The organism is Lactiplantibacillus sp. 3062 (assembly GCF_055413545.1).
The window spans coordinates 149,806-170,442 of the sequence record NZ_JBVAYE010000003.1 but is presented as its reverse complement, the minus strand read 5'-3'; the positions used below and the strand labels follow the sequence as shown (position 1 = coordinate 170,442).

20 protein-coding genes and 1 tRNA gene are annotated in these 20,637 nt (G+C 44.4%); 16 read left to right on the top strand and 5 right to left on the bottom strand.

Features of this window, described 5'->3' with window-relative positions:
* The first annotated feature begins 118 nt into the window (after positions 1-118).
* Entirely contained in the window at positions 119-631 is a 513-nt protein-coding gene (locus tag ACWQAU_RS06840; protein ID WP_003641069.1) for a MarR family transcriptional regulator, read from the top strand.
* Between the two features lie 75 nt (positions 632-706).
* On the opposite strand, the gene ACWQAU_RS06835 is transcribed toward ACWQAU_RS06840, so the two are convergent.
* Complete coding sequence (locus ACWQAU_RS06835; protein ID WP_015825221.1) at positions 707-1,372, bottom strand: DUF1361 domain-containing protein; 666 nt, start codon at positions 1,370-1,372, stop codon at positions 707-709.
* A gap of 184 nt (positions 1,373-1,556) precedes the next feature.
* On the opposite strand from ACWQAU_RS06835, the gene cdaA reads away from it, so the two are divergent.
* The 6 genes from cdaA (at position 1,557) to ACWQAU_RS06805 (ending at position 8,927) form a co-directional block, all read left to right on the top strand.
* Positions 1,557-2,399 (top strand): diadenylate cyclase CdaA, encoded by an 843-nt coding sequence (gene cdaA, locus ACWQAU_RS06830; protein WP_003643987.1) that lies wholly within the window; start codon positions 1,557-1,559, stop codon positions 2,397-2,399.
* The gene (locus ACWQAU_RS06825; RefSeq protein ID WP_003641072.1) at positions 2,396-3,373 is read left to right on the top strand and encodes a CdaR family protein; all 978 of its coding nucleotides are present in this window, start codon (positions 2,396-2,398) and stop codon (positions 3,371-3,373) included. Before cdaA ends, ACWQAU_RS06825 begins: the two co-directional genes overlap by 4 nt.
* Before the next feature lie 31 nt (positions 3,374-3,404).
* The gene (glmM, locus tag ACWQAU_RS06820) at positions 3,405-4,760 is read left to right on the top strand and encodes a phosphoglucosamine mutase (RefSeq protein WP_003643988.1); all 1,356 of its coding nucleotides are present in this window, start codon (positions 3,405-3,407) and stop codon (positions 4,758-4,760) included.
* A 538-nt stretch (positions 4,761-5,298) separates the two neighbouring features.
* On the top strand, positions 5,299-7,116 hold the full coding sequence (gene glmS / locus ACWQAU_RS06815) for a glutamine--fructose-6-phosphate transaminase (isomerizing) (RefSeq protein WP_003641075.1): 1,818 nt from the start codon (positions 5,299-5,301) through the stop codon (positions 7,114-7,116).
* Between the two features lie 199 nt (positions 7,117-7,315).
* Positions 7,316-7,981, top strand: a complete 666-nt coding sequence (locus tag ACWQAU_RS06810; RefSeq protein ID WP_022637901.1) for an EAL domain-containing protein — start codon at positions 7,316-7,318, stop codon at positions 7,979-7,981.
* Between the two features lie 130 nt (positions 7,982-8,111).
* Positions 8,112-8,927: a Cof-type HAD-IIB family hydrolase gene (locus tag ACWQAU_RS06805; protein ID WP_003643989.1), complete on the top strand. Its 816-nt coding sequence runs from the start codon at positions 8,112-8,114 to the stop codon at positions 8,925-8,927.
* Between the two features lie 77 nt (positions 8,928-9,004).
* Here the strand turns inward: ACWQAU_RS06805 and ACWQAU_RS06800 are convergent, their stop codons facing one another.
* Both ACWQAU_RS06800 and ACWQAU_RS06795 read right to left on the bottom strand, forming a co-directional pair.
* Complete coding sequence (locus ACWQAU_RS06800; RefSeq protein ID WP_022637902.1) at positions 9,005-9,592, bottom strand: TetR/AcrR family transcriptional regulator; 588 nt, start codon at positions 9,590-9,592, stop codon at positions 9,005-9,007.
* A 334-nt stretch (positions 9,593-9,926) separates the two neighbouring features.
* A complete protein-coding gene (locus ACWQAU_RS06795) occupies positions 9,927-10,976 on the bottom strand; it encodes an aldose epimerase family protein (RefSeq protein WP_003641079.1) in 1,050 nt (349 codons plus the stop codon).
* Positions 10,977-11,681: 705 nt separating this feature from the next.
* Here ACWQAU_RS06795 and ACWQAU_RS06790 point away from each other — a divergent pair.
* The 5 genes from ACWQAU_RS06790 (at position 11,682) to ACWQAU_RS06770 (ending at position 14,907) form a co-directional block, all read left to right on the top strand.
* Positions 11,682-11,990, top strand: coding sequence for a hypothetical protein (locus ACWQAU_RS06790; RefSeq protein ID WP_011101169.1), 309 nt, complete (start codon positions 11,682-11,684; stop codon positions 11,988-11,990).
* A 245-nt stretch (positions 11,991-12,235) separates the two neighbouring features.
* Entirely contained in the window at positions 12,236-12,661 is a 426-nt protein-coding gene (locus ACWQAU_RS06785; RefSeq protein ID WP_003641081.1) for a hypothetical protein, read from the top strand.
* Entirely contained in the window at positions 12,662-13,414 is a 753-nt protein-coding gene (locus tag ACWQAU_RS06780) for a nitroreductase family protein (RefSeq protein ID WP_003645805.1), read from the top strand. It abuts the gene before it with no gap.
* A gap of 293 nt (positions 13,415-13,707) precedes the next feature.
* The gene (locus ACWQAU_RS06775) at positions 13,708-14,514 is read left to right on the top strand and encodes an MFS transporter (RefSeq protein ID WP_011101172.1); all 807 of its coding nucleotides are present in this window, start codon (positions 13,708-13,710) and stop codon (positions 14,512-14,514) included.
* Between the two features lie 12 nt (positions 14,515-14,526).
* Positions 14,527-14,907, top strand: a complete 381-nt coding sequence (locus ACWQAU_RS06770) for an MFS transporter (RefSeq protein WP_011101173.1) — start codon at positions 14,527-14,529, stop codon at positions 14,905-14,907.
* Between the two features lie 1,037 nt (positions 14,908-15,944).
* Here ACWQAU_RS06770 and glpK read toward each other — a convergent pair.
* Positions 15,945-17,471: a glycerol kinase GlpK gene (gene glpK / locus ACWQAU_RS06765; protein ID WP_011101174.1), complete on the bottom strand. Its 1,527-nt coding sequence runs from the start codon at positions 17,469-17,471 to the stop codon at positions 15,945-15,947.
* Between the two features lie 304 nt (positions 17,472-17,775).
* Here glpK and ACWQAU_RS06760 point away from each other — a divergent pair, with 304 nt between their 5' ends.
* The 4 genes from ACWQAU_RS06760 to ACWQAU_RS06745 all read left to right on the top strand — a co-directional run bounded on the left by ACWQAU_RS06760 (position 17,776) and on the right by ACWQAU_RS06745 (position 19,872).
* Positions 17,776-18,558 carry a hypothetical protein gene (locus ACWQAU_RS06760; RefSeq protein WP_021355846.1) on the top strand — a complete coding sequence of 261 codons (783 nt, stop codon included), beginning with the start codon at positions 17,776-17,778 and terminating at the stop codon, positions 18,556-18,558.
* Between the two features lie 97 nt (positions 18,559-18,655).
* Positions 18,656-18,727, top strand: a tRNA-Asn gene (locus ACWQAU_RS06755).
* A 224-nt stretch (positions 18,728-18,951) separates the two neighbouring features.
* Positions 18,952-19,374 carry a Spx/MgsR family RNA polymerase-binding regulatory protein gene (locus ACWQAU_RS06750; protein ID WP_003641090.1) on the top strand — a complete coding sequence of 141 codons (423 nt, stop codon included), beginning with the start codon at positions 18,952-18,954 and terminating at the stop codon, positions 19,372-19,374.
* 267 nt (positions 19,375-19,641) lie between these two features.
* Positions 19,642-19,872: a hypothetical protein gene (locus tag ACWQAU_RS06745; protein ID WP_003643998.1), complete on the top strand. Its 231-nt coding sequence runs from the start codon at positions 19,642-19,644 to the stop codon at positions 19,870-19,872.
* A 167-nt stretch (positions 19,873-20,039) separates the two neighbouring features.
* Here ACWQAU_RS06745 and ACWQAU_RS06740 read toward each other — a convergent pair whose 3' ends face one another.
* A complete protein-coding gene (locus tag ACWQAU_RS06740; RefSeq protein WP_003641092.1) occupies positions 20,040-20,552 on the bottom strand; it encodes a VanZ family protein in 513 nt (170 codons plus the stop codon).
* Positions 20,553-20,637 lie beyond the last annotated feature (85 nt).

Genomic DNA, 20,637 nt, shown 5'->3' with positions numbered 1-20,637 from the left:
TCAGTAGTTCTAGGTTATAATGATGTTAGAGTAGTATTGACGGTGAATGGTTAGGTTTGCAAATTAATCATTACTTAAGCGGACGAATAAGGGCAGCCTTACAGGGGGAAACATCATTATGACAGAATCAGAAATTCATGAACGCTTCGTGGACACTTATATGCATATTTTAAAATATGTCGGGGACTTCGTTTCAGTGCCGACCCGGCCGTATAAGATAACGTTTGAGGCCTACACGGTTATGCGGATGATTGCAACAAGTGAGGAGCCGCTGACGTTGGTCAAGATTGCGAAAGAGCAGCGGGTTTCACGGAGTGCGATTGCACGTCAAATCAACGTGTTATTAGATTTGAAGTACATTGAACAGACCACGAATACGCATGATCGCCGAATCAAGTACTTATCGTTAACACCTGCTGGTCATAAAGTGGAACAGGAAATCACCACGGCTTCCGAGGAACGTTTTCATCAATGGGTCCAAGTCTATGGTGAAAAACGGGCAAGCGATACGTTGCGTTATATCAACGATGCGGAACAAAAGGCTACCGAACTGGGTTTCAGTGGCTTCAGTGGGTTGCATGATAAGCGGGGGCGGCATACCGAATATAGTGATCCTAAGACGAAGAATTAGCTAATATTTAGTTAATAATAAGAAACACCGTTTGAACCGATTATCAAATCAGTTCAAACGGTGTTTTTGATTACGCTAGGACTTATCCGGTGTTTGATGAGGAACTGTTGGCATCGTGAATCGCCAAGCCGCGTAGATGAGGAGTTGAAGTAACCACATCATCAAGACAAAAGCGAGCATCTTTAGCGACCACATTTCAACTAATTGTTTCACAATGTACTGTGGCGTAATTAGTAAGTAGATGGAGTGCAGTCGGAGGAATCGGCCAACGTAGACACCGACACTAGCAAATAGGAAGAGTGCGGCACAGATGATACCACGACTAGCAGGGAGTCGCTGGAAGTGTAAACGTTGGGTCAGTTGCTGGGCAATTCGGTCAACGCCCCAGGTACCAATGATTGTAGACACCATCATTGGCCCAACCAAGTAAGCGAAATCCCGCCACATCGGTAAGTCGAAGCGCAAGAGACCGTTGATGCCATACGGCTTCAATAGGCTGAGGTGGAATAAATCAGTCATTAAGTACGGTGCATTCGGATAGAAAAGCAACCAAATGACCGCAATCAGCCAAAATAATAGCGGGCTACGTCGGGGTGTCAGCCAAAAACTCAGCTCGATCGGGACATAAGCCAAAATTGAATTAAGTAATAGAAAATGGAACGCGCCGTGCAAGTCGACTGCTGCGAAGATGAAAAATCCCCAGAATGCGAGTCGCACAAACCACCGCTGTAACTTAGTCATTTAGTCACTTCCCTTCTGGTACTAATTCTAACAGAAATATTAATCAAGCAATATTAAATAACATCAAGCTTAATATTTATTCAAAATCTAGCTAAAAAGCGCAGGCTCTGCTGAAATCGCACCGCGAGAACCGGGTTGCCGTGCTATAATGTGAAAGTAAATGATTTTCATGAGGAGGAGACTAATGACTTTCAATTGGAGCGGTTTGTTGACCTTACAAAACTTTGTCCGACTCCTTGACATTCTTGCGGTATGGTTTGTCATTTATGAGCTGATTGTGTTGCTAAGGGGCACTAAAGCCGTACAACTGTTTCGCGGGATCGTTGTCATTGCGATTATTAAAGCTGTGAGTGTTTTGATTGGTCTGGACACGGTATCGTGGATTATGGATCAAATTATTAACTGGGCAGTCATTGCAATGGTTATTATATTCCAGCCCGAAATTCGGCGAGGATTGGAGCATTTAGGGCGTGGCTCCATGTTTGCGCGTGGTAAGCGTCAGAATGAAGATGAAGAGCGGATGATTGCCGAACTGGATAAGGCCATCCAATATATGGCTAAACGGCGGATTGGCGCTTTAATGTCGATTAAGATGGACACGGGTCTTGAGGATTATATCGAGACTGGGATCGCATTAGATGCTGATATCACCGGCGAATTATTAATTAATATCTTTATTCCAAATACGCCGTTACATGACGGTGCCGTTATTATTCAAGATAATCAAATCAAGGTTGCGGCGGCGTACTTGCCATTATCTGAAAGCAATCTGATTCCTAAAGAGTTAGGAACTCGGCACCGTGCCGCGGTCGGAATCAGTGAGGTAACGGATGCCCTCACCATCGTCATTTCGGAAGAAACCGGTGAAGTGTCGATTACTAAGGACAATGAGCTGATGCGGGGGATGACGCGTGAAAATTACTTACGGTATTTCCGCCAAGTCTTACTAACGCCTGAGGATTCAACCAAGCAAAACGCGCTTCAAAATTGGTTTGGACGAGTTTTCGGAGGAGGTCCCCGAAAATGAAAAAATTTATGAATAGCAATTGGTCAATGCGGCTACTAGCACTGCTGTGTGCGTTGGTGCTCTTCGCCTACGTTAATTCGTTAAAGACAACGCATAACGCCAGTATTTTGACGAATAGTTCATCGAAAACGACATTGACATCTAACCGTAAAGTGACCATTAGCGCGCCCTTAGAACTGAACGTGAATAGTACGAAATATTTTGTAACGGGCTATCCCGAAAATATTAAAGTTACGATCGAAGGGCCGTCTGCTTTAGTCACAACTACGGCTAACACGCAGAATTTTAAAGTTTATGCTAATTTATCTAAGTTGGCAGTTGGGCGGCACAGTGTCAAAGTCGAAGTCGATGGCTTGAATAAAGAATTGAGTTATGGACTTAGTCAAAAGTACATTCATGTTAATATTCAGCCACGACGAACGGCTACTTATAAGGTCAGCGCAGATTTCAATAAAGCCAACGTAGCAGATGGTTATGAAGTTGGATCGGCACGGCTCGGAACATCATCTGTCAAAGTTACGGGCGCCGTCAGCGAAGTTAGCAAAGTCGCGAAAGTCGTTGCGGTCGTTAATACCAACAAGAATTTAGAGAAATCCGTGAACCAGCAGGCTATCATTGAAGCATTAGATGCCAACGGTCAAAATTTGAACGTTGTCTTGACGCCTTCGACCACGTCGGTGTATATTCCCATTACGCAGGCGACAACGACGAAAGATGTGCCAATCGATTTGAAAGCCAGTGGCAAGACCGCGGCGGACACCAGTTATTCATTCTCATCTGACACGAAGTCAGTGACGGTTACTGGCACGAAGGCGGCATTGGCGAAGTTGAAGTCTTTGCCAGTCAATGTTGATGTGACGAATGTTGATTCAACCACGACTAAGACGGTCGATGTTTCGACTAGCGATGAGGATGGGATCTCGTCAGTTAGCCCAACGTCGGTCAAAGTAAAAATTACAGTTAAAAATGATTAATCATGACACTTTTGAAATGAGGTAAATTATAATGAAATATTTTGGTACTGATGGTGTTCGGGGAATTGCAAATTCAGGCTTAACACCTGAAATGGCTTTTCGTTTAGGTCGTGCTGGTGGCTACGTATTGACGGAACATGCGGAAAACAAGAGTACGCAACCACGCGTTTTAGTTGCACGCGATACCCGGATTTCGGGCCAAATGCTGGAAGAAGCCTTGATTGCCGGCTTGCTTTCAGCCGGAATTGAAGTTTTACGTCTCGGTGTAATTACGACGCCAGGAGTGGCCTACTTAGTACGGATCCAAGATGCTGACGCGGGTGTCATGATCTCGGCTTCTCACAATCCAGTTGAAGATAACGGGATCAAGTTCTTCGGTGGCGACGGCTTCAAGTTGTCTGATGCCAAGGAAGAAGAAATCGAAGAATTACTGGATCAACCGAAAGACACTTTACCACGGCCAGCAGCAGAAGGTCTGGGGACAGTTGCTGATTTTCCAGAGGGTAATCTTAAATATTCACAATTCTTGGAACAAACGATTCCAGATGACTTAAGTGGCATTCATTTGGCTGTCGATGGTGCCAATGGTTCTACCAGTAACTTAGTTTCCCGGATTTTTGCGGATTTGAACGTGGAATTTGATACGATGGCTACGGCACCAGATGGCTTGAACATCAACAAAGGGGTCGGCTCAACGCATCCCGAAGCATTATCTAAATTCGTCGTTGAAAAAGGCGCTCAAGTTGGTTTAGCCTTTGATGGAGACGGTGACCGTTGTATCGCAGTCGATGAACTTGGAAACATTATTGACGGTGACAAGATTATGTACATCTGTGGAAAATTCCTCAGTGAACGAGGCAAGTTGAAGCAGGATACGGTCGTCACAACGGTCATGAGTAACCTGGGCTTATACAAGGCCTTAGAAGCAGCTGGTTTGCACAGCAAGCAGACCCAAGTTGGTGACCGCTACGTTGTCGAAGAAATGTTGAAGGACGGCTATAACCTTGGTGGTGAACAATCTGGTCATGTGGTCTTCTTAGACTTTAACACGACGGGTGATGGCATGTTGACTGGAATTCAGTTATTGCACGTCATGAAGGAAACGGGTAAGAAGCTTTCTGAATTAGCCGCCGAAGTGACGACTTACCCACAAAAGTTAGTGAATGTTAAGGTTCAAGACAAGAAAGCCGCTTTGAACAATGATAAGATCAAGGCAGTTATCAAGGACGTTGAAGATGAAATGGCCGGTGATGGTCGCGTCTTGGTACGGCCTTCTGGAACCCAAGATTTATTGCGGGTCATGGCAGAAGCGAAGACCGACGAACTGGTTAGCGCTTATGTAGATCGGATCGTCGATGTGGTCAAAGCTGAAGTTGGCGTTGAATAATTAAGTGATCAGACCGATCATCAAAAAAAGTCGTTACTCTTAGAGTTGCGACTTTTTTGTTGCCATGAAACGCACGGTCATTGCTAAATGCGGTTGGCGCGGTGGCAACGCGGTTAACTGGCGACTGTCAGGGGACCCAGTGCCTCCCAAACCAATTTGACCGCAAAAAAGTTACAAAAAATTCGAAAATTCGTGATGCCCTTGATTTATAAGCGTTTGAGATTGGTATACACGCTAACTAACACGTATACCAATATAATATATTGTTGACTTTTATTAGATGTAACGGTAAAGTTAACTTGTTTCTAGGAAATATACCAATTGGAGGTTAGACTAGACCAATTGTTAATTGGTTAAAGCGGAATAGCGCCAGGACTTTAGAATCTAAAGTTGACGAGGATGACGTTTATCGATAATCGACGGGTGACGTCAGGGACTGCACTCTACAGGTCAATTACAAAAACCGACTGTGAGGTTGGTGACAGATATATTGACTACGCAGCTAGAAACAATTCAAACAGTAAAGGAAGATTAATTTATGTGTGGAATTGTTGGTGTAACGGGTAAAGATAGTGCAGTATCAATCTTATTGAACGGATTGGAAAAGTTGGAATACCGAGGCTATGATTCAGCTGGTATCTATGTCAATGATCAAGATGGTCATGACTATTTAGTTAAGGAAAAGGGTCGGATCGATGACTTACGTAAAGAAGTAGGCGAAGCTGTTCATGGTTCGACCGGGATTGGGCATACTCGCTGGGCGACTCACGGTGAACCGAGTGTTGCCAATGCGCATCCTCAAGTTTCTGCGGATGGCCGCTTCTATTTAGTTCACAATGGTGTGATCGAAAACTTTGAAGACTTAAAACAGACTTATTTAAGTGACGTGACTTTTAAGTCTCAAACAGATACGGAAGTCATTGTTCAATTAGTCGATCGGTTTGTCACCAAGGAAGGCTTGAGTACGTTGGCCGCTTTCCGTAAGACGTTAGGGCTACTCGGCCATTCTTCATATGGGTTCTTACTGATGGATAAGGAAGATCCTGACACCTTATACGTCGCAAAGAATAAGAGTCCATTATTAATTGGGGTCGGCGAAGGCTTCAACGTGGTCTGCTCAGATAGTTTAGCGATGTTAGACCAAACGAAAGATTTCTTGGAATTACATGATGGCGAAATCGTGGTCGTTAAACCTGATGAAATTAAAATCACGAACCAGGCCGGCGAACCAGTTGAACGGAAACCATTCCATGTCGACATTGACGCAGCTCAAGCTGACAAGGGAACTTATCCATTCTACATGTTAAAAGAAATCGATGAACAACCGAATGTGATGCGGAAGCTATCCCAAGTTTATCTTAATGATGCGGGTGATCCAATCATCAATGATGACTTGTTAACAGCTCTTAAAGCAGCCGATCGACTATACATTGTGGCTGCTGGGACTAGTTATCATGCTGGTCTGGTTGGTGCAAAGTTATTTGAATCGTTGGCTAACGTGCCAACTGAAGTGCACGTTTCTTCAGAATTTGCATACAACCAACCATTATTATCAGCACATCCATTCTTCATCTTCTTGACCCAGTCTGGTGAAACTGCTGATAGTCGTGAAGTGTTATTGAATGTGAACGATCAACATTTCCCAAGCTTGACCATCACGAACGTGCCAAACTCAACGCTATCGCGCGAAGCAACGTACACGTTGTTATTGCATGCCGGCCCAGAAATTGCGGTTGCTTCAACCAAAGCCTATACCGCACAGATTGCCTTACAAGCCATCTTAGCTAAGGCGTTAGGTGTGGCCGTTGACCAACCAGCTGCAACAGCTTTCGACGTAAAACAGCAGTTGGCGTTAGTCGCTAATGGGATGCAAAGCTTAGTTGATGAAAAGGCTACTTTTGAAAAGATTGCTAAGAGTGCCTTATTGAATACGCCAAACGCCTTTTATATTGGTCGGGGACTGGATTACGCCGTCTCATTAGAAACGGCCTTGAAACTCAAGGAAATCTCTTACGTTCAAGCTGAAGGTTTCGCATCTGGTGAATTAAAGCACGGTACGATTGCTTTGATTGAAAAGGATACCCCAGTGATTGGGATTATTACGCAAAAGAATACCGCTGGGTTGACCCGCTCCAACTTACAAGAAGTTGCTGCACGGGGAGCTAAGACAGTTACTATCGTCACCGATAGTTTAGCTAAAGATGGTGACACGGTTATCTTGCCAACGGTTGATGAACGATTAACGGCTTTGCTTAGTGTTGTTCCTGGTCAGTTATTGGCCTACTACACGAGCTTAAACAAGGGCTTAGATGTGGACAAACCACGGAACCTTGCCAAGAGTGTGACCGTTGAATAATTTAAAGTAAGTGTGTGGGCACCAAGAAACGTCACCGTTCGATTACGGTGGCGTTTTTTGATTGCCCACAAAGCTTTTGCATAATTTTTAACTACTAATATTCATAAGGCTATTGTGAAAGTTGACGATCTTTTGGTATGATAAAGTAAGCGGTTGCGATAACACAACTAAATAATTAGACTATTGGGGATGAATGGTCATGCTGAAATATAAATATTTTGCACAGCCAATTAATAACCTTGGAACCAACCGAACAATCTTGTATGAGTTATTATTACGACAGTGGGATGAGAGGCAACAAACTTGGCGAATACCAGCGACCTTTGAAATAGCGCCAACAGAATTGATTCAATTGCTGGATTGCGCTATTCAGGAATTAAATAACCATCATGTTTCCATCAATTTAACGGCGCGTCAGTTTGCTAATCCTGACTTTCAAGTTGCAATTAGTCACTATGTGCAGACGCATTTGTTACCACGAGAACTAACTGTTGAGCTAGTTGCGACACCTGAGCTAAGTGAGTTACAGCAATTAAGTGTTGGGTACCGGGCAGCTGGTATATTACTTGCTTTTGATGATGTTGGTTCTGATAACCTATTCCAACAGATCAAAATGATGTTGCCATATGTGAATACGGTTAAATTCGCGTTACAAAATATGCGACCGCTGGGGACCCCAACTACGGATGCAATTGTTTCGACGCTCAAATTTTGGTTTGATAAGGCGGAGGAACAGCAAATGCTATTTACCTTTGAAGGCATTGAATCAGCGGCTGATGTTCAACTGGCTAATCATCTAGGCATTACGCGAGGGCAAGGATATTATTTTGCCAAACCGCAACTACCCGCGACATTTATGGCATGACAATAGTGGTATGCTACAATAGTATTCGTAGCAATGTAACTGAGTGTCATGTTGATGTTTAATCGGCTGAATCACATGACGAGACGAGGCCGATTTTGTTAGTAAATGATAAAAGATGGGGTGGCTACTTGTGGCAATCAATTTAATTGCAACTGACTTGAATGGAACATTATTGCATCAAGATCAGCGTTTTGACAAAGAACGGTTTAAACGGGTTTTGGCGCAGTTACGGGCGATAAACGTTTCCCTAGTACTTTCGTCCGGTAACCAATATGCCCATCTTAGACAGTTATTTAAAGATGTTATGGCGGATAATCTTATCGTTGTTGCTGAAAATGGGGCGTCGATTTATGCCCAAGATCGCTTGATCTTTGATGGTAGTCTTTCAGCAGACCAGCAACGAAAGTTTGTGACTGTTGATCGTCACCAGCCACTATTCAAAGACGCATACGTAATCTTAGTTGGTAGCCATGGGTCGTATACTGAGTTAGGAGCACCTGATAAGTTAGTAGCGATGGCCCGTCAGTTTTATGATCATTTACACTTGGTTGCGGATCTGGCCACTGTTGATGATACCGTTAAAAAAATCAGTATCTCAACGTCACCGGACCAGGCTGCTGATCTGGTGGCACGAGCTAATGATTATTTTGATGGCGAGTTACGTGCGCATGATAGTGGGTATGGCGTCGTAGATTTGGTTGATCAGCGGGTCGGAAAATTACCAGCAATTCAATTCTTGGCGACTAAACTTGGGTTAACTGCAGCTAATGTGATGGCCTTCGGTGATGGGGCGAATGATGTCCCATTATTGCGATATGCAGCGCACAGTTATGCGATGTGCAACGCACCGGCGGACATTCAAGCCGCAGCAAAACACGTGACGGCCCTGGATAATGAACATGATGGGGTATTAGCAACCATTGAACAAGAGTTGTTAAATAATTAAAAGCCTATAACTAGTCAGTAAAAAGCTGAGCTATCGAATGAACATCGTTATTCGATAGCTCAGCTTTTTGGGTCCTATTAAAGTGATTGATTAGGGTAGAAGAATTGATGAATGCCATAAGTGTTGAGCGAAACTAAACGCTGCTTTAGTTCAGCCAAAGTTAGTCCTAAATCACCATTAAAATAGAGCCGGAAAAAGGTTAAATTGTTGTGGATCAAAAAGCTTGAACAGACCTTAGCATCGATTGCAGATAAATGATAGTTTGTTTGAATCGTCGTTGTAAGCCCTGCTACCACGGCAGCGTGGATTTTCCGAGACAAAAAACTGTAATCATCATTCAACAAAATGACTCGGTGAAAAGCTTCAGATTGGCGAAAATAGGTCACTAAGCGATCAAAGATTAAGCCGGGTTGGCTAATGTTTTTCTTGAAATCTTGCGGGTCAATGAGTGCTAGAATCTTATCAGCACCTTCTTGAACGAACGTTTCCGCTAAATCGTCAATGGAATCGAAATGTAAATAGAAAGTTTTGCGGTTTATATTAGCGACACTTGTGAGCTCCTTAACAGTAATATCACGATAGCGCGGATACTTTAAAGCAAGCGTCCGAAAAGCCTCTTTCAGCGCAGTCTGGGTGCGCTGAACACGTAAGTCAGTAGCTGGCATAATCTGATCCTCCTTATTAATTACATTTGATGGGGTGGTCATTATTAAACCGCCGCTAAATGTACTAGTCGTTAAGCCACATGTGGGTATTATTATCATAATAGCACTTATTTTGATAGTTAACTCGTCCTGAGTCATGACAGATTAACTCGCGCAACGTGCATAATAGCATATGCGCCTAGTAGGTAAATGGTAATGAGGCCATGTCCGTCGACTAAAATGGGTTAGGAGATTTTCGTTCAGTCAATGGTATGGTGTAACGCATTATTAGTGAGTCAAAAAAGCTCCCAGTAGTTTGCATTCTGGGAGGTCGATTTGAATCATTCTTGAGTAGTTAGACATCGTAAATATTAGAAAAACGATAGGCCGTTTGGTAGGTTACAGGAATATTAGGTTCGATAATGATACTGCCAAATTCCTTGTGGTGAATAGCATCCGGTAATTTTTGTGCTTGCAGGGAAAGACCAAGTTGAGAACGCATCGGTTTACCGCCATTGAGTCGATAACGATCATCACGGTAATTAGTTGCACTGGAAACCACGACTGCCGGAGCGTTCGTTCGCATCGTGACTTTGCGTCCACTGATGCGATCTAGTAATTCTACTTGTGGATATGGGGTGTCGTTTAAGACGAAGCCGTGATGGAGCCCGCCCTTGATGTTAGCAACCTGGGGTCCAACCTCGACTGGGTCACGAAAATCAAATGGGGTGTCGGTGACCCATGGCAACTTACCAGTTGGAATACCGTGTTTGTTTAACGCGGCGTACTCGTCTGCATTGATTTTAAGAACATGGTGGTCAATGAGGCGTTCCGCATCCCCACTTAGATTGAAGTAGGTATGGTTGCTGGGGTTGAATAAGGTTGTTTTATCACTTTTACCAGTGTAGCTAATAGTAAATTTACCGTCGTTATCTAATACGAAATTAGCCGTGATCGTCATTGTCCCGGGATAGCCGTTCTCACCGTCCAAGGTAATATATTGCATGACGAGTCCAACTTGATCACTAGTGTGCAGTTTACGTTCTAAAAACCATGGTTCAAATGAAATTTGAGGCATATTACCACCGTTTAGATGATTTTCGCCCGCATTTTGAGTTAAGTCATACTGCCGCCACCGGGCATTTTTGATGATCCCCGCAACCCGAGCGATGGTTGCACCGAAAAAAGATTGATAGGTGATGTAGTCGGCGCCGTCGTCAAATCCCAAGACAATATTTGCAAAATTACCATCTTTATCATGGGTTTTGATCGCGGTGACTGTGGCGCCCCAGTCCATAATAGTGACGCTCATATGATGATTGTTCACTAATGTATAATAATTAATCCCGTTTTCCTGATGCTCGATTATTTTCATAATGCCCTCACTCCCATAGCTGCCTGACATGTTACCGCCTACTTTTAGTATATTTCATTCTTAAAGGGAATGCGAATAATAACCCAGCAAGTGTTAATGCGAGAGTGACAGGGTTAGTTGCTAGTGAAGTCAATTTAAATAACCAGTGTAAATAATTATAATTGATTGTTGATAATAATTAAAATTATCTAGGTTGAGAAGTTTGTTTTAAATCTTGGTAATTGTGAATGGTACCAATCTATTAAATAAGGTGAATTAATTAACTTTGTGCAAGTAAAGACGGCAATTTAGTGGCGAACATGGCTGGCTGAGGGTGTTAGAAAAAGATTAATGAGTAAATAGAAATAATTTATCTATTTATTTTGACTAACTGTTGACAACGCTTACAATATCGCTTATTCTTAGTTTGTAAGGTATTTAATTACCTTCTAATCAATTCTCTTTCTCTCTTATGCCGACCACTATCTGCTTGGATAGTGGTTTTTTGAGTGAAATTAGCGAATTGATGGCGGACCAGATGAAGATAAGGCTCTCTTGTAATTTTTGAAGATTGATGTTTACTCAGAAAAAGGAGTGCTCGGCTGATGGTAGCATTTTGGGGCTGACTGAGTTAGTTTAGTGTTCATCAAGTACAGGTGATTAGGCATACCAAGCCTGATCACCTGGCAATTACTGGTCAGTTTTGACACGACTGCCAACCCCGCTTATACTAAAATGTGAAGTGAGGGATTGCAGTTGAAAAACCATGAAGTATTAGACTTAATTCAAGAAATAACACGTAATGATGGGACCTCATACATGGAGATCGGAAACATGTTGATGAATGGCCGCGCTGAGTTAGCAGCTGAACGTGGTTTTATTAAGCAAGTGCGGATATTACAACTAAACATTCCGCATTCCACGCATGTTGCCAAGTATGAGCAATATATTAATGAAACATTTACGATTCCCGATGAAACGATGGATCATTGGGAAGAATGGACAAAAACACCTGACATGCAAGCTGAGGTCGATCTGATTTTGAAAGAAAATCATATTGGCTAAAAGCTGTTAGCCAAAGTCTAGCGCAGGAGTGTGAGTTTATCAAACGGCGGTTGTTTTTTAGTAGGCGTTGGCTCAAAAGTTGAACTTTCAGAATGTCAATTCTCTAAGCTCAGCTTTTTTGTTTGGATCATGTAATTGACTGATTGTGGTGATTTAATTGCGGGTGCGTGGTGGGGGAAAATAACTTACAAACGCTAGTATCAGTGTTATTATCAATAAGCATGTTTAAGGAGGCTCGTTATTAAATGAAGAATGGGGCATTGCTACAATTTATTCAAAGTCATTTCCAGACCCGTTTTCGTTTTCGTAACGCGTTTGAGACCCAATTGACTGTTCAGATTTTAAGTCGATTAATTGGCGAACATCCGGAAAGTTTGTTATTGACTCGGCGAGATGTTGAAGCGTTGGCAGGCTGCTCATTGGACGCGCCGGCACTACAGCGAGAATATTTTCCGCAGCGTGCGATGACACTGTTAGAAACGGCGTTAGATGAGCTGGTTACGTTAAGTGTTATCATACACCAGGATCAGGGCAGGACCCGTTATCCCTTATTTCGGAGCGTACAGCTTGATCAAGTGTGTCAACGAATTGTGTTTAACTTGAACCTGGACGTGTTGCCACAATTAACGGACTGGTCACGGGAATTACAACAAGAACAGGAGCGATTTTAAGTGACAAAGAGTGTGATTGAAACCTTACAGGACCATCGAACGCGGCGACAATTTACCACTGAACCAATTAGTGATGCGCAATTCGCGCAAATCATCACAACGGCACAACAAATGCCGACTAGCCAATATTTACAGGCATACAGTTTGATTGAGATCACTCAGCCTGCACTACGGCAACAATTGGCCACGATTACGACGATGCCAACGGTTGGTGAAAACGGCCGTTTATTAGTTGTGGTTGCGGACCAACACCGCAACGTCAAGCTAGCACCGGGCGCAACGACGCGTCGGGCACTGAGTGAATTTGACCGCTTTGCTGGTAGTATTGAAGATGCCACGCTGATTACAGCGGCGATGGTGATGGTCGCTGAAAGCATGGGTCTTGGTAGCGTTGTACTTGGATCAATTAACAACGACACGCAGGCGGTGATTGACGCACTGCACTTGCCGGACTTGACGTTACCCGTCTTTGGGTTGCAGTTAGGGCACCCAGCGGATGTTCCTGAAAAGAAACCTCGATTAGGGTTGCCCGCTGTGTTGTTTCAAGATACCTATGCTGAGCCTGCGAGTTATCAGGCGGAGTTGGACCGGTTTGATGGCGTTTTGAATCAGTATTATCAACATCGGAGTAGTCACGCCCGTACGGAACACTTAGCGCACATGACGCAGGAAGCGACCCACTCAGCGGCCAAACGGCGAGAGTTTTTGACAATCGCTAGGCAGCAGGGCTTTTTGCCGGAATTAGACCAATAATCGTTACCATAACACTAATAATTAGAATGGCTGAACGAAAAATAACCGTTAATGTAACGCTCCCATGTCGCTATTAGCTGACATGGGAGATTTTTTGGTACCTGGGAGGACGAATCTTAACATTAAAATAAGATTAAATATTGTTATTTTTACTAATTATAATATAATTAATTCTGAGACGATGTTTACTAAGCAGGCCCGGGCTGCGTTGCAGATTCGAGTGAAAGCTGAGTCGATCCTTATTCTGATGTGTGATAGTAACATTGTTGCAAGGCTTGAAAGGGGCGGATAATGTGATCAATGCCAACTTCAGAAAACTCGTCTTAGGGCGAGCAGTGGGTAACGCTGGTGACAGCATCTACATGATTGCCATGAACTGGTTCATTCTCCAATTGACCAACAGTGCGTTGTGGATCGGCATCATGAATGTGGCTATTGTTTTACCGGGCGTGTTGTTGTTTCTGTTTGGTGACAGTATCGACCGACATTCTAAACGCCGATTATTAGTCGCGGTTGAATTTTCACAGTTAGTGATCGTGGTCATGCTAATTGGATTAGTTGCGTTACATATTAAGTTGCCAGGTATCTATGTCGGGCTGGTATTCGTCGCGGCCCTTTTTGGATCACTAGCTTATCCGATTCAAGATACATTAGTACCGCTGCTCGTTGAGCCAGACCAGCTAGTTCAAGCACAAGCGGACATGTCAATTGCCTACAAGGGAACGGATTACGTGTTCAACGCGCTGTCTGGATTTTTGATCAGCCTCTGCTCAGTGCTCGGTGTTTTAATCATGGATGCAGCCACGTTTGTCGTTACCGTTGCCACTTTTAGGCGGATCAAACTCGCTGAACCCCGTCAGCAACACACGCGGGAAAAGTCCTTGTATCTCAACCAGATTTTGGTTGGTTTCAAAATTATCAGCACTGATCCGCTGCTGCGTTTATTGACGTTTGCGAGCGTCGTCATGAATTTCTTCTTTGGCGGTTTGAATACGTACGTCGTTTTATTTGGGCGGCATTTCGGTGACTCGATCTACTACGGTATTTTGGAGTCGATGTCAGCCGTTGGAATATTATTAGGGATGACGGTAGTCTACTGACAGTTAAAAAAGTTGACCGTTCGGCAGTCTTACCTCATCGGCAACTTTGGGCGCGCGTTATTCATGATCTTGACAGTAGTGTCGTACAACCAGTTCTGGCTGTTTGCCATCATTTACTTACTGAGCTTTGTCTTTCAAGGACTGACGCAAGTATTTGAGACACCGATGATTCAAGCGATGGTCGGTTCAGACCAACTCGGGAAGGTAATGACCTGCTTTTATACGCTGGTTTCCGTGACCTTACCGCTGGGTTCGCTAGCGTTTTCTTTCCTAGCTGACCGCTTTGATTTACGGCTATTCTTATTACTATTTGCCCTCTTTTATGCCGGCATATTCCTGCTATTTCTAGCCAGTCACGCCTTCAAAAAAGTAGACGAACTACAATTATCATAAACCCCACGCGATATTCATTAATCTGTCATCAATCATGATTAAAACGTGCCAAGTTTTTAAGTTCAAAAGCAACCAGCTTAGACCCGCTGGAAAAAGTTCAGGTTAGCGTAAACTTGCTTAGTTAGTGTGTCCTATGCCGACTTCCAGGCATTTCTGCCAATTGCCGGAACGTGGTGGGCACAGATTTAAGCCGAAGCCCACGTCTTAAATACTGGCCTTTCACTAACCAAGCACAAGACGCTTGCTAAGTGAAATTTCACCACTGGGCATTGTCAGAAACGCCTTCCAGTCGGGACAGTGTTCGAATGGCAGACGGAGATGTACCCAACTTTTATTGGACTCATCATTGTTCTTCATAAACAGTAATTTTGTCGAGCAACTGTCAGGCAGAAAATGACATTGTGATAGCTTACTATTTCGGAATCACCATAGTAGTAATCGAACGTTTCAACAAAGTGGTTAGGGTAACCCTAACGTCTCGTTTAAAGTTCCTGTATCAAAATAGTCAACGATAAATTGTGCTAAGTTAAGTGGCCGTTCATCAGCCATTCGAGCGGCTTCCCGAAACGTGTTCGGTGCCACTAAAGCCTGTGCTTGCTACGCCAACGGACTAATGCCAAAACCGCATTAATCCGTTGGCTAGGCAATGCTCGGCTTCAACTCGTGGCCCCGCACACTCTTGAGACTGGAGGGACTGGGTGACAATGCTCAGTAGCCAAATTATTCTTAGTCGGAAGTGATTTCCTTCCGGCTTAGAATAAGACTCGTATTTGAGATGACGCGGGTTGGGCGTTAGCTCAAATCGATGTCGGCTTACGTTACAGCAATTGTCACCCAGCCCCGGAGGTCGGAATAGGACGATCATTGCTGACGAACAGAAATCCACCTAATCGGCACGTTTTAATCATGAAAAGCAACAAACACAGTGCGGATTATCGGATAGATAAGAATGGCAGTGATGGATTCAAGGAAAATAGTGCTGAACTAAAAACGTCGTGACTGACTTCAGTCGCGGCGTTTTTGACTAGAAATTTAGTTTAGTTGGTACTTGATTGGGCGTCGATTGGGGTGTGCTTGAATAGTTGGGCTGCTTTGACGGCGGCTTGCCAGCCTTGGTAAAGGTTCGCACGTTGGGGCGCGGCCATTCGGGGTTGGAAGACATTGCCGGTTTGGTGGATTGATTTGAGTTCGTCCAAATCTTGCCAGTATCCCACGGCTAGGCCGGCTAAGAATGCAGCACCGAGTGCGGTCGTTTCGAGGTCAGCGGCCCGGATGATCTTGACGTTTGAGATGTCGGCTTGAAATTGCATCAGCCAGTTGTTGCGGGCTGCCCCGCCGTCGACCATGAGTGTGGGCATGGTGATGTTGGCGTCGTTTTTCATCGTATCAATGACGTCGCGGGACTGGTAGGCCAGTGACTGTAGTGTGGCTTTAACAAAATCAGCCCGGGTGGTCCCGCGGGTTAAGCCAAAGACGGCTCCACGGGTCTCGGAATCCCAGTAAGGTGCGCCCAATCCGGTAAAGGCGGGAACTACGTAAACTTCGTTGTGATTATGGGACTGTTGAGCAAGACTTTCGGATTCTGGTGCTGATTCGATCAGTTGCATGCCATCGCGTAACCATTGCAGGGCCGAACCCGCTACGAAGATGGAGCCTTCAAGCGCGTAATTGATGTTGCCATCAAGCCCGTAAGCGATGGTCGTTAAAAGGTTGTGGTCGGATAATTGCGGTTGCTCGCCCAGATTCATGACGGTAAAGGCACCGGTTCCATAAGTATTTTTGACCATGCCAGGTTCAAAGGCCATCTGACCAAATAGTGCGGCTTGTTGGTCGCCGGCCATCCCGCTGATTGGAATTTGGCTACCATAAAGCAAGTAGTCCTTAGTCGTGCCATAGATCTCAGAGTTGGACCGTACTTCTGGGAGCATCGCAGCAGGAATGTTCAGTAGGTTCAGAATCGTTTGGTCCCATTGTAAGTCGTGAATGTTGAATAACATGGTGCGACTGGCGTTGGTGTAGTCGGTGACGTGGGTCTCGCCACCAGTCAATTTCCAGACGAGCCAAGTATCAATAGTCCCGAAAAGAAGTTCGCCGCGTTCCGCGCGCTTTTGGGCACCATCAACGTGGTCTAAGATCCAGCGAATTTTCGTTGCTGAGAAGTAGGCGTCGGTCACTAGGCCGGTGTGCCGGTGAATCAGATCGCCCATACCATCAGCGATGAGTTGCTCAGCTAACGGTGCAGTTTGCCGGGACTGCCAAACAATGGCGTTATAAATGGGTAGACCGGTTTGCTTGTCCCAGACAACGGTAGTCTCACGTTGATTGGTGATCCCGATGGCTTCGATTTGATTAGGTTTAATATTAGCGTCAATTAAGACGTTAGCGATCGTTGAGGAAACCGCGTTCCAGATTTCAGTAGCGTCGTGTTCGACCCACCCCGGTTGCGGAAAGTATTGTGGAAACTCCTTTTGGGCGTCGGCAACTTTTTGACCGGCGTGATTAAAAATAATGGTGCGGGTACTCGTGGTCCCCTCGTCAATGGCCATGATATATTTGGCTGACATAACTTGTTCCTCCGAAGATTGTAATCAATAACATCATCTTTGATGCTAGCATGGATAGTTGGACTTGTGAATAAATATAAAAAACTTAATATATAAACTGGCATCCCATGAAGTATCGAGAATTAATCATCGTACCCATACCAATTCGCTGAAATAAGGAAAGGGTTACCATGCTTGTTTTGATAATATTACTTTTGTACAACGGTTAGTAACGGCGTTGAACTAAGATTAATGAATATTTGAAATGTAGACCAATCGGCATATAATGGGGACTCAAATCGGTGTGAAATGGAGGATTCCTAGTATGCAAAAACGACGCTTTTTTCTTAAAGGCTCTGCTGCCGAGGTTGCTTGGCTCAATCGGCAGGCGGCGTGGGGCTATCAATTGACGGCGATTCACGGTCTGAGTTATCAGTTTAAAGAAGTCCCACAAGCACGCCAGCTGATTGCCGAATACATGCCACAGACGACGTTACAAGTTATGACGACGGTCTTCCAACCACTTACTAGTTATACGTTTCATGATGATATGGCGGTGGTTTATTCAACTGTGGCCCCTAAACAACGAGTGGTCAACAATGATCAACAATACCGCTTAGCAGTGTATCGACATGCTCGCGATGTCGCCTTGAACTGGCTCAATGGCTGGGTATTGGTAGTCTGGCTCATGATGAGTGCGACGATTGTGATTAGCTCGCAATTGCAAGCAACGCCACTATTAACCCGGTTGTTATTACTTGGGTTGGCACTTGGTGCGGGGGTGATGGTGGCAGGTATTATCGTTGGTGTTCGGACAGCGATTCGTTGTCACCGGGAAGTGTGTCGCTTGATCCGTATCACAGGAGACGATCACGAGACGTGGAAGCCGACTTTTCACGTGTTGTTTAAGCATCAACACGCCGCTCCCGATACGACTTGCTGGGATGATTTAGGTAGCTGGCAACTGGCACTGCATAATCAGCGTGGGGATTACTACTTTGAGTTAAAAACGACATTGAGTGAATTAGAAATCACTAATACACTGGCACAACGCTTTTCAAAACAGGACTTTTCCGTGGTATCGTGGTTAGGTTTGTACGTTGTTTGAGGTGGATATCATATTAATTATGTGAATTTAGTGTGACTTTTTTTTAAAAGGACTTGTTTTTTATCATAAAAGCGTGTATAAATACAGACATAATCATTGCCCGGTAGTTCAGCGGTAGAATAATTGACTGTTAATCAAGAGGTCGCTGGTTCGATCCCAGCCCGGGCAGTTGGTCATGTTTAGTTAAGTAGCGGTATCTCGTGAGGTACCGCTTTTGTCGGCACAAGTACAGAATAGCGCTGGCATTTGATGGGTAATTGGCTGGCAGAACTTTAGAAATAATTAACTAAAAAAGTTCTGACAAACCTTGACTATTCTTGACTAAAACCGTATACTTACTATATTAAAGTAAGTGGTGTAAAGTCACTTGCTGAAACTTAGGAGGAATTCATCGTGACAGTAAACTTATATTATTCAACGTCCAGCAAGTCTAGTCGTAGTGCACGAGCATGGTTAGTTGAGAATAACATTCCATTTAATGAACGCGACATTATTGCTAATCCTCTGGATCGCGATGAATTGAAACAAATCCTCCGGCTCACTGAAAATGGCTTCGAGGACATCGTTTCAACGCGTTCTAAGGCTTTCAAAGCATTACACATTGATTTGTCGGACTTAGGCTTCAATCAGTTATTGGACCTATTAGTTGAAAAACCACAATTACTCAAGCGGCCAATCATTTATGATGGTCGGCGGTTACAAATCGGTTATAACGAAGAGGACATTCGGGCATTTTTGCCACGTTCGGTACGTAAGTCTGAATTACGTGAAATTCAACAAAAACTTTATGACGATGATCAACAAGCAGTTGGTTAATCGGATTTAGCGTTTGAGACGAAAGCGGCCCATCAAGAATTGTGTTGATATTCTTGATGGGGCGTTTTTTTGTCGAAAGAACAATATCAGCCAGCCACCAGGGCGCGTTAGGTTGCGTGTCTTCTTAACAGCGTATCGCAGTGTAGGGCGTTATTTTACTTGCCGATTACCGCCCGTTACCTTTGCTGAGTAAGCAGATTCCTTGGTATAATCAGTTGGTTTGTGTACAATGTAAAAAGGCTTAAAGGAAACGGAGATTTTAACATAATGAGTGAACAAGACCAGGCTGCCTGGGCGATCCAGGCACTCGCCGCTTTGAAGACGGCTGATAATCAAGTTGTTGTGGAGAGTATCATTAAGGTCATCGATGACCAACAGGCTGAGATTGAGAGTCTACGGGGTTCAATGGAAGGCCAATTATGGAGTCCAACTAGCTGGCATCAAGATCAGCAAGCGCAACGTGCCGCGCATGAGGACAAGTCCACAACTAACCATTAAAATTGAGAAGACGCCACAAAAGACGGTTGTTAGACTATTATTGGTCTAACAACCGTCTTTTTGTCACTGCGTTTGTGAATTTAAGTTGAGCGCCATGCCGTGATTTACGGCGCAGTCGAGCATTAAGCAGCCAGCAAGGGGGTGCAAGCTTCAGGATACAGTTGTGATCAGTAATCCGTGACGCTTGTCTTGCGGTGCTGGGCCACAAATTGGAAGGTAGCTGCCACGAGTCCGCCAATCAGGATACCCGTTGCGTTGGCAATGACGTCGTTGATATCGCTACTGCGATTGATCAGCCAATGTTGTGACATGAAATATTGCAGACTTTCAATGCTGGCACCCACTAACAAGCCCGTTAATCCGAGGCCCAATAGTGGGTAGTGATGAAAGTGGCGTTTAATTCCCCAGCCTAAGGGAATCGTCAGAATGATATTTTCGATAAAGCCCAGCCCGTGAAGATACAACCGTGATAGGTTCACTTGGCCGACACCAGCTGGCATCACGTAGATGGCAGTTCCGTCGAATGACAGCGGGGTAAACAAAATCACACTAAGGCCAAATAAGTAACCTAAGCCGAGTAGCTGCCGCGTCCGGGCTTGTGGCTGGCGAACGTGGACAAGAATCACCAAACAACTTAGTGTTGCAACTATTAAAATAATTCTGAACGGTTCCCAACGCATGCACACCACTCCTCGGTTTGGATTAACTGTATCTTACCGTAAACTCAGTGGTCAGAAGTAAAGAAGACGTGAAGCTTAATGAAGC